The sequence below is a fragment of the Burkholderia sp. Bp9090 genome, assembly GCF_003857985.1.
Classification (GTDB): domain Bacteria; phylum Pseudomonadota; class Gammaproteobacteria; order Burkholderiales; family Burkholderiaceae; genus Burkholderia.
This window is the reverse complement of the sequence record NZ_QTPV01000020.1, coordinates 105,273-116,679: the sequence shown is the minus strand read 5'-3', so window position 1 is coordinate 116,679 and position 11,407 is coordinate 105,273. Positions and strand designations below refer to the sequence as shown.

The 11,407-nt window shown below is 68.4% G+C and carries 12 protein-coding genes; 5 read left to right on the top strand and 7 right to left on the bottom strand.

The window, feature by feature from the left end:
* Positions 1-258: 258 nt before the first annotated feature.
* Positions 259-1,554 carry an O-acetylhomoserine aminocarboxypropyltransferase/cysteine synthase family protein gene (locus tag DIE16_RS19630; protein WP_124520338.1) on the bottom strand — a complete coding sequence of 432 codons (1,296 nt, stop codon included), beginning with the start codon at positions 1,552-1,554 and terminating at the stop codon, positions 259-261.
* Positions 1,555-1,687: 133 nt separating this feature from the next.
* On the opposite strand from DIE16_RS19630, the gene DIE16_RS19625 reads away from it, so the two are divergent.
* Entirely contained in the window at positions 1,688-2,356 is a 669-nt protein-coding gene (locus DIE16_RS19625) for an O-methyltransferase (protein ID WP_044848099.1), read from the top strand.
* A gap of 110 nt (positions 2,357-2,466) precedes the next feature.
* On the opposite strand, the gene DIE16_RS19620 is transcribed toward DIE16_RS19625, so the two are convergent.
* The 3 genes from DIE16_RS19620 to DIE16_RS19610 form a co-directional block, all read right to left on the bottom strand.
* Entirely contained in the window at positions 2,467-3,690 is a 1,224-nt protein-coding gene (locus DIE16_RS19620; protein WP_124528902.1) for an RtcB family protein, read from the bottom strand.
* A 197-nt stretch (positions 3,691-3,887) separates the two neighbouring features.
* Positions 3,888-4,649 (bottom strand): bifunctional 2-polyprenyl-6-hydroxyphenol methylase/3-demethylubiquinol 3-O-methyltransferase UbiG, encoded by a 762-nt coding sequence (locus DIE16_RS19615; protein ID WP_124893261.1) that lies wholly within the window; start codon positions 4,647-4,649, stop codon positions 3,888-3,890.
* Positions 4,650-4,661: 12 nt separating this feature from the next.
* Positions 4,662-5,288 (bottom strand): LysE family translocator, encoded by a 627-nt coding sequence (locus DIE16_RS19610; RefSeq protein WP_044848096.1) that lies wholly within the window; start codon positions 5,286-5,288, stop codon positions 4,662-4,664.
* Between the two features lie 171 nt (positions 5,289-5,459).
* Between DIE16_RS19610 and DIE16_RS19605 the strand changes: the two genes are divergently transcribed.
* The 3 genes from DIE16_RS19605 to DIE16_RS19595 all read left to right on the top strand — a co-directional run bounded on the left by DIE16_RS19605 (position 5,460) and on the right by DIE16_RS19595 (position 7,921).
* Positions 5,460-6,260, top strand: coding sequence for a helix-turn-helix domain-containing protein (locus DIE16_RS19605; protein WP_124528898.1), 801 nt, complete (start codon positions 5,460-5,462; stop codon positions 6,258-6,260).
* A gap of 140 nt (positions 6,261-6,400) precedes the next feature.
* Positions 6,401-6,820 carry an ATP--cob(I)alamin adenosyltransferase gene (locus tag DIE16_RS19600; protein WP_124528896.1) on the top strand — a complete coding sequence of 140 codons (420 nt, stop codon included), beginning with the start codon at positions 6,401-6,403 and terminating at the stop codon, positions 6,818-6,820.
* Positions 6,821-6,919: 99 nt separating this feature from the next.
* Positions 6,920-7,921 carry a LysR family transcriptional regulator gene (locus DIE16_RS19595; RefSeq protein ID WP_124528894.1) on the top strand — a complete coding sequence of 334 codons (1,002 nt, stop codon included), beginning with the start codon at positions 6,920-6,922 and terminating at the stop codon, positions 7,919-7,921.
* A 30-nt stretch (positions 7,922-7,951) separates the two neighbouring features.
* Here DIE16_RS19595 and DIE16_RS36905 read toward each other — a convergent pair whose 3' ends face one another.
* The 3 genes from DIE16_RS36905 to DIE16_RS19580 form a co-directional block, all read right to left on the bottom strand.
* Positions 7,952-8,404: a hypothetical protein gene (locus DIE16_RS36905; protein WP_124893259.1), complete on the bottom strand. Its 453-nt coding sequence runs from the start codon at positions 8,402-8,404 to the stop codon at positions 7,952-7,954.
* Positions 8,401-8,913 carry a helix-turn-helix domain-containing protein gene (locus DIE16_RS19585; protein ID WP_124528890.1) on the bottom strand — a complete coding sequence of 171 codons (513 nt, stop codon included), beginning with the start codon at positions 8,911-8,913 and terminating at the stop codon, positions 8,401-8,403. The genes DIE16_RS36905 and DIE16_RS19585 overlap by 4 nt, the downstream gene beginning before the upstream one ends.
* 248 nt (positions 8,914-9,161) lie before the next feature.
* Positions 9,162-10,070, bottom strand: a complete 909-nt coding sequence (locus DIE16_RS19580; protein WP_124893257.1) for a LysR substrate-binding domain-containing protein — start codon at positions 10,068-10,070, stop codon at positions 9,162-9,164.
* Between the two features lie 108 nt (positions 10,071-10,178).
* Here DIE16_RS19580 and DIE16_RS19575 point away from each other — a divergent pair, with 108 nt between their 5' ends.
* Positions 10,179-11,261: a tartrate dehydrogenase gene (locus tag DIE16_RS19575; protein WP_124488807.1), complete on the top strand. Its 1,083-nt coding sequence runs from the start codon at positions 10,179-10,181 to the stop codon at positions 11,259-11,261.
* Positions 11,262-11,407 lie beyond the last annotated feature (146 nt).

Sequence of the window (11,407 nt, the reverse complement as noted above, 5' to 3'; positions counted from 1 at the left end):
GGGCTTACGGGTACCGCGACGACGAATACTTCTTCCTCAAGATCCGCGCCGCGTTCCCCGGTAATCCTCGATGAACCAAAAAAAGGCCCGGCACTCGCAGTGTCCGGGCCAACGCGTGATCGTGCCGTGCGACAGCGATACGCTTGCGTGGTTCGCAACGGGCATCACCCGTCACGCATTCGATGGTATGCGACGCGATCCATCGCGAACCGGGGATTGAACACCTTGAAGCGGGCGTGTCGGCACGCCCGCATCGGCTCACAGCTGCGCGAGCGCCTGGTCGAGATCGGCGAGCAGGTCGTCGATGTGCTCGATGCCGATCGACAGCCGTACCGTTTCCTCCTTCACGCCGGCCTTCGCGAGCTCGGCCGGCGACAGCTGGCGGTGCGTCGTCGAGGCCGGATGCGTCGCGAGCGACTTCGTGTCGCCGATGTTGACGAGCCGCGTGAACAGCTTCAGCGCATCCTGGAACTTCGCGCCGCCGTCGCGTCCGCCCTTCACGCCGAACGTCAGGATGCCGGGCGCGCGGCCCGACAGGTAGCGCGCGACGAGCACATGATCCGGGTGATCGGGCAGCCCCGCGTAGTTCACCCATTCGACGTGTTCATGGCGCGCGAGATGCTGCGCGATCTTCAGCGCGTTGTCGCTGATGCGCTCGATGCGCAGCGCGAGCGTCTCGATGCCTTGCAGGATCTGGAACGCGTTGAACGGCGAGATCGCCGCGCCCATGTTGCGCAGCGGCACGACGCGCGCGCGGCCGATATACGCGGCCGGCCCGAACGCTTCGGTGTAGACGACACCGTGATAGCTGACGTCGGGCTCGTTGAGCCGCTTGAAGCGGTCCGCGTGCTGCGCCCACGGGAACTTGCCCGAATCGACGATCGCGCCGCCGAGGCTCGTGCCGTGGCCGCCGAGATACTTCGTCAGCGAGTGCACGACGATGTCCGCGCCGTGTTCGAACGGACGCAGCAGGTACGGCGACGGCACCGTGTTGTCCACGATCAGCGGGATACCGTGGCGATGCGCGACTTCCGCGAGCGCGGCGATGTCGGTCACGTTGCCGAGCGGATTGCCGACCGATTCCGCGAAGATCGCCTTCGTGCGCGCGTCGATCAGCGGCTCGAACGACGCGGGGTCGCGCGGATCGGCGAAGCGCGTCGTGATGCCGTATTGCGGCAGCGTATGCGCGAACAGGTTGTAGGTGCCGCCGTACAGCGAACTGGCGGACACGATGTTGTCGCCGGCTTCCGCGATCGTCTGGATCGCGTACGTGACGGCCGCCTGGCCCGACGCCAGCGCCAGCGCGCCGATGCCGCCCTCGAGCGCGGCGATCCGCTGTTCGAGCACGTCGGTCGTCGGGTTCATGATCCGCGTGTAGATGTTGCCCTGGACCTTCAGGTCGAACAGGTCTGCGCCGTGCTGCGTGTCGTCGAATGCGTACGCAACGGTCTGGTAGATCGGCACCGCGACCGCGCGCGTGGTCGGGTCGGGTCGATAGCCGCCGTGCACGGCGATGGTTTCGAGGCGCCAGTTCGAAGAGGCCTGATCGGTCATGAGTGCTCCATCTGTTGTTGTCGTGGTCGAGCGATTATAGGAGCAGGTGCGCTGCCGTCCTTAGAACGAATGGTTTGTTGCTTATGGGGCCGCCGCGCATAGAATGCGTTTTTCTTCCGATGAAGGGTGCGCGATGGACCAGGATCAGTGGAACAAGGTGGATGCGTATTTCTCCGCGACGCTCGTGCCGACCGACGACGCGCTCGACGCCGCGCTCGCGGCGAGCGACGCGGCCGGGCTGCCCGCGATCAACGTCGCGCCGAACCAGGGCAAGCTGCTGCAGCTGCTCGCGACGATTCGCGGCGCACGGCGCATCCTCGAAGTCGGCACGCTCGGCGGCTACAGCACGATCTGGCTCGCGCGCGCGTTGCCGCCGGACGGCCGGCTCGTGACGCTCGAACTGAACCCCGATCACGCGAAGGTCGCGACGCGGAACATCGCGCGCGCCGGGTTCGCGGATGTCGTGTCGGTGGTGGTCGGCAGCGCGAAGGACAGCCTCGCGCGGCTCGTCGATGCGGGCGAGGCGCCGTTCGACTTCATCTTCATCGACGCGGACAAGGACAACAACGCCGCTTATCTGGACGCCGCGCTGAAACTGTCGCGGCCCGGCACGGTGATCGTCGTCGACAACGTCGTACGAGGCGGGCGCGTGGCCGATCCGGACAACCGTGAGCCGGACGTCGTCGGCGTGCGCGACGGGTTCGCGCGGATCGTCGCCGAGCCGAACCTCACGACGACCGCCTTGCAGACGGTCGGGCTGAAGGGCTGGGACGGGTTTTCGATCTCGATCGTCGGCGCGTGACGTGACGGTGGCGCATCACCGCGGTCGTCGGCCGCACCGGACGTGCGATACGGTCGCGGCCACGGATCTTTCATCGAGCGCGGCCGCCCGGCCTTCGGCCGCGCGCCGCGCTATCCTTTCACGCACACCACCTGACGCAGCGTGTGCACCACTTCGACGAGGCTGCGCTGCGCCGCCATCACCGCATCGATGTCCTTGTAGGCCATCGGGATCTCGTCGACGACACCCGCGTCCTTCCGGCATTCGACGCCGCGCGTCGCCTTGACCTGGTCGTCGACCGTGAAGCGGCGCTTCGCTTCGGTCCGGCTCATCGCGCGGCCGGCGCCGTGGCTGCACGAGCAGAAGCTCTCCGGATTGCCGAGCCCGCGCACGATGAAGCTTTTCGCGCCCATCGAACCCGGAATGATGCCGAGCTGTCCCTTCTGCGCGGATACGGCTCCCTTGCGCGTGACGAGCACGTCCTCGCCGAAGTGGCGTTCGCGCTGCACGTAGTTGTGGTGGCAGTTCACCGCGTGCTCGTCGACCGCGAACGGTTTCGCGATCACGCCGCGCGCCGCGCCGATCACCGCGTCCATCATCGCCTGCCGGTTGCGGCGCGCGTAGTCCTGCGCCCAGCCCACCGCTTCGACGTAGTCGTCGAAGTGCCGGCTGCCCTCGGTGAAATACGCGAGGTTGCGATCCGGCAGGTTCGCGATGTGCTGCCGCATGTCGGCCTGCGCGAGTTCGATGAACAGGCTGCCGATCGCATTGCCGACGCCGCGCGAGCCGCTGTGCAGCATGAACCACACGCGATCCGCTTCGTCGATGCACACCTCGATGAAGTGGTTGCCCGTGCCGAGCGTGCCCAGATGCGCGTAGTGGTTCGTCTTTTCCAGCTTCGGATACTTGCCGACGATCCGCTGGAAGCCCGGCAGCAGCGACTTCCACGACTCCGTCACGGCGGCCGGCGTGCGATCGCCCCATGCGCCCGGATCGCGGCGGCCCGGCGCGCGGCCGTGCGGCACCGCGCGTTCGATCGCGCTGCGCAGCCCGCCGAGCGCGTCCGGCAGGTCCGCCGCCGTGAGCGTCGTGCGCGCGGCCATCATCCCGCAGCCGATGTCGACGCCGACCGCGGCCGGGATGATCGCGCCCTTCGTCGGGATCACGCTGCCGATCGTCGAGCCCTTGCCGAGGTGGACGTCGGGCATCACCGCGACGTGCTTGAAGATGAACGGCATCTGCGCGGTGTTGCGCAATTGCGTGCGCGCGTCGTCCTCGACCGCGACGCCTTGCGTCCACATCTTCACCGGCTTGCCGTTCGCCAGTTCCATCACCTGAAAATCATCGTGACTCATTTGCTTCACCTTCGAGCGCCCCTTCAGTCGTCCGGCGCAAGCTCTTGAACGCATGATGCTTCCATCTATTCTTGTCTTTTTCTTCACTGGCTGCCGGCCGACGTGCGTTGGCCGAATCGGGGTACGACGCGACCGGGTCGACTCGATTCGCGGAGTGCTCGCTGCACGGTAGCCGCGCGTGAACGATGTTCCACCATTCACGCGCGGCAGATCGCGATGATCTCCGCGCTGGCCGCGTCGTCGAACGGCGCGCCTTGCCAGTCGCCGTACCAGTGCGCCGACGAGAAGCCGGCGGCCGCGACACGCGCCTGCAGGTCGGGTTGCGAGATGAAGCGCAGCCGGCTCGCGTTCTTCACTTGCGTATCGTCGCGATGAAAGCGGTAGACCGTGTCGAACGACACGATCGGACCGTCGACCGCGGTCACCGCATGATGGAGTTCGACGCTGCCGAATTCGGGCGAATCGATGCGGGTGGCCGACGCCGCCGGAGTCCAGCCGAGCCACGGCTCGACACGCGGATTGCGGGTCTCGAACAGGAAGCGCCCGCCGTCGGCCAGCACGCGCCGCACGCCGCACAGCGTCGCGTCGATCTCCGCGTCGGTCAGCAGGCACTGGAACGCGTGCCCGGTCATCACGACGGCATCGAACGGCGCGCCGGGCGGCAGGCCGCCGAGATCGCACGCGAGCCAGCGCACCGCGCCGGCGCCGGGCTGGCGTCGCGCATGGTCGATCATCGCGGGTGCGGGGTCGATCGCGACGACGTCGTGCCCGGCCGCCGCAAGCCGGCGCGCGAACGTGCCGGTGCCGCAGCCGAGATCGAGAATCCGTTGCCGCGCGGTGCCGAGGCGCGATGCGTAGAACGCGAAGTCACGATCGCCGGCGTTGAACCGGTCGTAGACCGCGACGAGGCGCGGATCGGCATAGAGGATTTCGCCGGCGGCCGCCGCGTCGGACGTCACGCGAAACCCGCGTCAGCGCTGTTGCACCGCGACGCGCAGCCCGAGCGCGATGAAGATCGAACCGATGATCTTTCCCTGCCAGCGCGTGAGCCACGCGAGCCGCTTCACGACGCGGCCGAGCGGGCGGATCGAGCATGCGATCAGCGTCGTATAGAGCGAGCTGAGCACGACGAAGATCAGCCCGAGCACCGCGAACTGCACGAACGTCGAGCCGCGTTCCGGATGCACGAACTGCGGCATGAACGCGAGGAAGAACAGCGCGGTCTTCGGATTCAGCACTTCGGCGGGAATCGCCTGCAGGTACGCCGTCAGCGGCGTGACGGGCGGCACCTTCGGCAGCGACGGATCGGACGGCCCGTCGAGCAGCGCACGCACGCCGAGGTAGATGAGGTAGGCCGCGCCGACCAGCTTCACGACGTTGAACGCGAGCGCCGACGTCATCAGCAGCGCCGACAGCCCGACGGCGGCAAACAGCGTATGCACGAAGTCGCCGCTCGCGACGCCGAGGCCGGTCAGGATGCCGGTCTTGCGGCCGCCCTGCACGGTGCGGCTCAGCACGAGCAGCACGGCGGGGCCCGGGATCAGGAACAGGCCCAGGACGACGGCGGTGAAGGTGGCCAGCGTGGTCAGGTCGAACATGGCGGCTCCGGCAAGGTTGGCGAGGCGGCGGGGGATCGCCGCATTGTATTCGGATCGGCGCGCGTCTGCCGATGCCGGCCGGGAACCGCGCGGCCGCGCCGGCGCCTTTCTGGTATAAGCACGAAAGGCCGCGCGGGCACGCCGTCCGGCCGCTTTCGACACCATCGCTCCATGCGCGACCTGCCACCCGTTACCGATCCCGCTGCCGACGCCGACGTCTATCACGTGCCGCGCCCGCTCGTCGTGTTCGGCGGCTCGGTCGTCGAGCCCGAATGGCGGCTCGAACGGCACAGCCATCCGCAGGCGCAACTGCTGTACACGCTGAGCGGCGTCATCTATTGCGAGATCGACGGCGGCGTGTGGAGCGCACCGCCGCAATGCACGGTGTGGATTCCGGGCGGCGTCACGCATTCGGCGCGCGGTTCGGCCGGCGCGACGTTCTACGCGGTGCTGGTGGAGCCCGATGCGGCGCCCGGCCTGCCGGCGCGCTGCTGCACGCTGGGCATGTCGCCGCTGTTGCGCGAACTGCTGCTGAAGGCCGCGAGCTTCCCGAGCCTGTACGACGTCGACGGTCCGCAGGGGCGGCTGATGGCGACGTTGCTCGACGAACTCGTCGCGGCGCCGGTCGAGGACCTGTATCTGCCGATGCCGGCCGACCGCCGGCTGCGCCGGCTGATCGATCACCTGCTCGACGACCCGGCCGACAAGTCGCCGCTGCCCGAACTCGCGCGCCGCGCCGGCGTCAGCGAGCGCAGCCTCACGCGGCTCGCCGCGAAGGAACTCGGCATGAGCCTCGGCGACTGGCGCCGGCGCCTGCACGTCGCGCTGTCGCTGCGGATGCTGACGGCGGGCCGCCGCGTGCACCAGATCGCGATCGACCTCGGCTACGAGAGCGCGAGCAGCTTCGTGACGATGTTCCGCAAGGCGACCGGCAAGTCGCCGACCCAATACCTGACCGACCGGCAGCGCTGACCGTGCCGTGCTGAGCCGTGCCGTGCCAGGTCGGCACGCGCGCGTGCTTGGCCGGATCGAACAAGCGGTTGGCCGGCACGAGAAATGACGGGACGGGCGTCGCCCCCTAACATGAGAATCATTCTCATCTGGAGGCCGACATGCAGATCGTCACGACTGAATTCCCGTTGGTGTGGTTGCGTTACGCGCGTTCGCCGTCGAGCGATCCCGCGCACCTGCTGGCCGAGCTCGACGCATTGCTCGCGCGCCGCGAACGTTTCGTGTTCCTGACCGACGATGCCCCGTCCGGCGACGATCGCGATGCGCAGGATCACGAGATGCGCAAGCAGCTCGCGAAATGGAGCAAGGCGAATCGCGCGCAATCGCGCGAATGGATTCCCGCGATGATCGCGGTCGAGCCCGACGCGCAGCGGCGCGCTGCGCTCGATGCGTTCTCGGCCGCGTTCGAGAAGGTCTGGGGTTATCCGTTGAACGCGGCGGCCAATCGTGACGAGGCGCTCGCGCTGGCACGGCAGCTGCTCGCCGCGCCGGCCCGCGCGGCCGCGGCCACGCGCGACTGAACCGGTCGCCGCGCCGGCGGCGCGGCTCGCTCACTGACAGGCATGCGCCGCGTCGCGTTCGCGCGCGATGCGTGATGCCGTATTCCGCGGGAGTTTCCGGTGGACAATCCGATTCGCGCGATGCGCATCTTCACGCGCATCGTCGAGATGAACAGCTTTACGCGCGCGGCGCACTCGCTCGGCATTTCGCGCGCGACCGCGACGCGCACCGTGCAGGAACTCGAGGCGGCGCTCGGCATGCCGTTGCTGGTGCGCACGACGCGCGCGCTGCGGGCGACGCCGGAAGGCGACGCGTATTACCGGCGGTGCCAGCGCATCACCGCGGACGTCGACGAGCTCGAAGCGAGCCTGCGCAATGCGGCGCGGCATCCGAGCGGGCCGCTGCGCGTCGAGTTGCCGGGAGCGGTGGCGGACGCGATCGTGCTGTCGGCGCTTGGCGCGTTCCATGCGCGTCATCCGGAACTCGTGCTGATGCTGGGCGTGTCCGGACGCGCGGCCGACCTGATCGGCGATGCGGTCGATTGCAGCATCCGGCTTGGCTCGCTGCCCGATTCGTCGCTGGTTGCGCGCCCGCTCGGCGCACTCGAGCGCGTGACCTGCGCGAGCCCCGCGTATCTCGAGCGCTGCGGCGTGCCGCGTTCGCTCGATGCGCTTGCCGGGCATCGCGCGGTCAGCGGCGCGTTCGCGTCGGCCCAGCGCACCGCCGAACTCGAATTCGCGATCGACGGCGCGGTGCGCACGATCCGGCTCGACGGCATCGTCAGCGTCGACGACGAGCAGGCGTATCTGGCGTGCGGCGTGCATGGCCTCGGGTTGATCCAGCCGCCGCGCGTCGTCGCGCAGCCGCTGATCGACGCCGGACAGTTGCAGGAAGTGCTGCCGCGGTGGCGGCCGGGCGCGGTTTCGGTGTCGGCCGTCTATGCGAAGCGCCGGCACGTGTCGCCGGGCGTGCGCGCGTTCGTCGACTGGATCGCGGAGCGCTTCGAGGATGCTGCGCAGGAGAGGGCCGGTGTGAGCGTGCCTGGGGCAGCGCTGCGGCAGATGGCGGCGACGGCGATCGCCGCGTGCGAGCCCGACGGGAGGCTGGCGGCAGCGGCGTGACGGCGGGGCGTCGAACGAATGAACGGGGGCTCAGGTGCTTGCGAGGCGAAACGCGTCGGCCATGCGCTCCTGTTCCCGGGCAGAAAGCGCGAGTCGTGTCGCGAGCGTGCGCCATTGGCCGACGACGCCGCGGAAATCATCGATGATCTCGTCGGCATCCTTCAGGCTCAGCCGGAAGTATTCACATACCTCGCGAACGTCACGCTCCAGCCGGCGATCCATCAGCATGCGGCCCCATCGATCGGGGCTCGAATCGGCGAACGCGCCGAACGCGTGCCGCGGCGGCACCGGATATTGCGGTCCTTCGAAGAGGCCGATCTCGGGGTCGAGTTGCACGCCGGCGAACTCGGGTGCATCCAGCGCAACCGCGTCGTACTGGAATTCGAACCGTTCGCTGGCACGTGTCTGTCGACTGTGCAGAAGACCGAGTTTTCGGGGAGCGGGCAGGCCGTCCCAGTCTGCATAGACGGAGATGGTCGTCATTTCCTGGTCGCCCCTCCGTGTCGCTTGCCCACGGGTTTCAGCAATGCGGTCAGATCCGCGGCGGTCGTGCCGCGATTCTCGTCAGGCACTGCGCGACCGAATGCCGTCGTCGCTGTTCCGTCGGCTTGGGCGGTGGGAGAAACGCTCGCGCTAGCGCGCTTGCCGGACGTGCGCGGCGCTGCCGCGACCGGTGTCGAAGCCACTTGCTTCGAGCGCCGCGGCGTGGCGAGTCGGGCGTCTTGAAGCTGGCGGCCGAGCGGGTCCGCGGCGGCCAGCTTTTCCAGATCACCCTGGAGCCCGAGCGTCTGCATGACGGAAAGATAGGCCCCCATCGTTACCCCCGAACTGCCCGCCTCGAGTGAGCGAAGCGTCATGGGCGACATGCCCGCGCGTTCCGCGACCTGCTTGGCCGTCAGCTTTCGGCGCAGGCGCGCCAACTTCAGCCGCTCGCCGAAGTCGACGAGCAGCCGATTGGATGCCGGCAAGAGCGGGGCAGTCTTCTTGGCCATGGTCGGAGCTAATATTTCAGCGCTTTTTGTGGAATAACGCCAAAATAATAGCACTTTGGCTTGAGGCAAGCGGCATCCCAGTAGTGTCCCATGGATCAAAGTGTAAATATTTTGGCGTTTTTTATGAAAAATAGCCGAAATATTGGCATTGTGCCGACCGGCCGGTTCAACGCCGCATGCGGTTTGCGCGGGACGTCCGGTGCCTCCTCGCCCTGCAGCGTGCGTCAGCGCCTTCCGCCCGCCTCCCGTCACCCACCCAGGTCCCCCGCCAGAAAATCCACGAACGCGCGTATTCGCGCGGACATCTGATGCCGCTGCGCATACACCGCGTAGATATCCGCGCTCGGCGTTTCGTAGTCGGGCAGCACGACGACGAGGCGCCCGTCGGCCAGAAAGTCGCGGATATCCCACTCGGCGCGCATCAGGATGCCGTGCCCGTCGAGCGCCCACTTCACCGCGATCTCGCCGTCGTTCGTCGTCAGGTTGCCGTTGATCCGCACGGCTTCCGTGTTGCGCGCCGCGCCGCGTCCGCTCGCCAGCCGCCAGATCCCGTAGCCTTCGTCGCCTTGCCGGATGCCGATGCAGTTGTGCCGCGTCAGCTCGTGCGGCGTGCCCGGCGTGCCGTGCCGCGCGAGATACGCGGGCGCCGCGCACAGCAGCCGGCGGTTCGGCGCGAGCCGTCGCGCGACGACGCGCGTATCGGGCGGCTCGCCGAAGCGGATGCACACGTCGAACGCGTCGTCGGTGAGCGGCGGCGGCATCACCGACAGTTGCAACTGCACCGACACCTCCGGAAAACGCGCGACGAAGCGCGAGATCGCCGGGCCGACGTGGCTGCGCCCGAAGCCGAGCGTCGCGTTCACGCGCAGCAGCCCCTTCGGCCGCTGCCGCGCGCTGCCGAGCAGTTCGCCCAGTTCGTCCATCTGATCGAGGATCCGGCGCGCGTAGTCGAGATACACGTCGCCCTCGGGCGTCAGCATCATGCGCCGCGTCGTGCGGTTGACGAGCGTCACGCCCGCGCGCCGCTCCATCTGCGTGAGCCGCTTGCTGACGGCCGCCGCGGTCAGCCCGAGCTCGCGCGCGGCCGCGCTCAGGCTGCCCGCCGCGGCCAGTGTCGAGAAGAAGCCGAGATCGGCCGGCTGGACGGTATCCGCCATGACGGGATTCATGAATTGAAGTTAAAGATGCTTTGAGTATAGCCCCGGTTTCCACACTTCCAGTTCGGTAAAGTGCGTTCACGCTCACGATCAATCGAGGATGTCAGCATGAAGACCTACCGTATCGCGACCATTCCCGGCGACGGCATCGGCAAGGAAGTGGTGCCTGCGGCCAAGCAGGTGCTGGAAGCGCTGGCCCGCGGCAGCGACCGCTTTGCGTTCGAGTTCGAGGATTTCGACTGGGGCGCCGATTACTACCGCCTGCACGGCGCGATGATGCCGGCCGACGGCCTCGACGCGCTGCGCGGCAAGGACGCGATCCTGTTCGGCTCGGCGGGCGACCCCGACGTGCCCGACCACGTGACGCTGTGGGGCCTGCGCCTGAAGATCTGCCAGGGCTTCGACCAGTACGCGAACGTGCGGCCGACGCGCATCCTGCCCGGCATCGACGCGCCGCTGAAGCGCTGCGGGCCGGCCGACCTGAACTGGGTGATCGTGCGCGAGAACTCGGAGGGCGAATACGCGGGTGTCGGCGGCCGCGTGCACCAGGGGCATCCGATCGAGGCGGCGACCGACGTGTCGATCCTCACGCGTGCCGGCGTCGAACGCATCATGCGCTTCGCATTCCGGCTCGCGCAGTCGCGTCCGCGCAAGCTGCTGACCGTCATCACGAAGAGCAACGCGCAGCGTCACGCGATGGTGATGTGGGACGAGATCGCGAAGCAGGTCGCGCAGGAATTCCCCGACGTCACGTGGGACAGGGAACTCGTCGACGCCGCGACCGCGCGCATGGTGAACCGCCCGGCGTCGCTCGACACGATCGTCGCGACCAACCTGCACGCGGACATCCTCAGCGATCTCGCGGCCGCGCTCGCGGGCAGCCTCGGCATCGCGCCGACCGGCAACATCGATCCCGAGCGCCGCTATCCGTCGATGTTCGAGCCGATCCACGGCTCCGCGTTCGACATCATGGGCCAAGGCCTCGCGAATCCGGTCGGCACGTTCTGGTCGGTCGTGATGCTGCTCGAGCATCTCGGCGAGACGGCAGCGGCCGCGCGCGTGATGCAGGCGATCGAGGCCGTGACGGCCGATCCGTCGCTGCATACGCGCGACCTCGGCGGCAGCGCGACGACCGCGCAGGTGACGGCCGCCATCTGCGAGCGCGTCGCGCACGCGGCGGTCGCCGCCTGACAGTAACGAGAACGGCGACGAGGACGGCGACGGCCGCACGCGCAGCCGGTCGCCTTCCGTTCGCCGCCTCCCGGATTTTTTGCCCGCGACTCGCGCATTCGACGCGAGCCGGGCGCCGGCGCGCACGCTTCGTCGTGATGCCGGCG

What these genes read in the sequence shown, in the direction of transcription:
- DIE16_RS19580 (WP_124893257.1), bottom strand. Translation starts at nt 10,070, where the DNA reads ATGGCGGATACCGTCCAGCCGGCCGATCTCGGCTTCTTCTCGACACTG.
- DIE16_RS19625 (WP_044848099.1), top strand. Translation starts at nt 1,688, where the DNA reads ATGGACCAGGATCAGTGGAACAAGGTGGATGCGTATTTCTCCGCGACG.
- DIE16_RS19630 (WP_124520338.1), bottom strand. Translation starts at nt 1,554, where the DNA reads ATGACCGATCAGGCCTCTTCGAACTGGCGCCTCGAAACCATCGCCGTG.
- DIE16_RS36905 (WP_124893259.1), bottom strand. Translation starts at nt 8,404, where the DNA reads ATGACGACCATCTCCGTCTATGCAGACTGGGACGGCCTGCCCGCTCCC.
- DIE16_RS19605 (WP_124528898.1), top strand. Translation starts at nt 5,460, where the DNA reads ATGCGCGACCTGCCACCCGTTACCGATCCCGCTGCCGACGCCGACGTC.
- DIE16_RS19575 (WP_124488807.1), top strand. Translation starts at nt 10,179, where the DNA reads ATGAAGACCTACCGTATCGCGACCATTCCCGGCGACGGCATCGGCAAG.
- DIE16_RS19610 (WP_044848096.1), bottom strand. Translation starts at nt 5,288, where the DNA reads ATGTTCGACCTGACCACGCTGGCCACCTTCACCGCCGTCGTCCTGGGC.
- DIE16_RS19620 (WP_124528902.1), bottom strand. Translation starts at nt 3,690, where the DNA reads ATGAGTCACGATGATTTTCAGGTGATGGAACTGGCGAACGGCAAGCCG.
- DIE16_RS19600 (WP_124528896.1), top strand. Translation starts at nt 6,401, where the DNA reads ATGCAGATCGTCACGACTGAATTCCCGTTGGTGTGGTTGCGTTACGCG.
- DIE16_RS19585 (WP_124528890.1), bottom strand. Translation starts at nt 8,913, where the DNA reads ATGGCCAAGAAGACTGCCCCGCTCTTGCCGGCATCCAATCGGCTGCTC.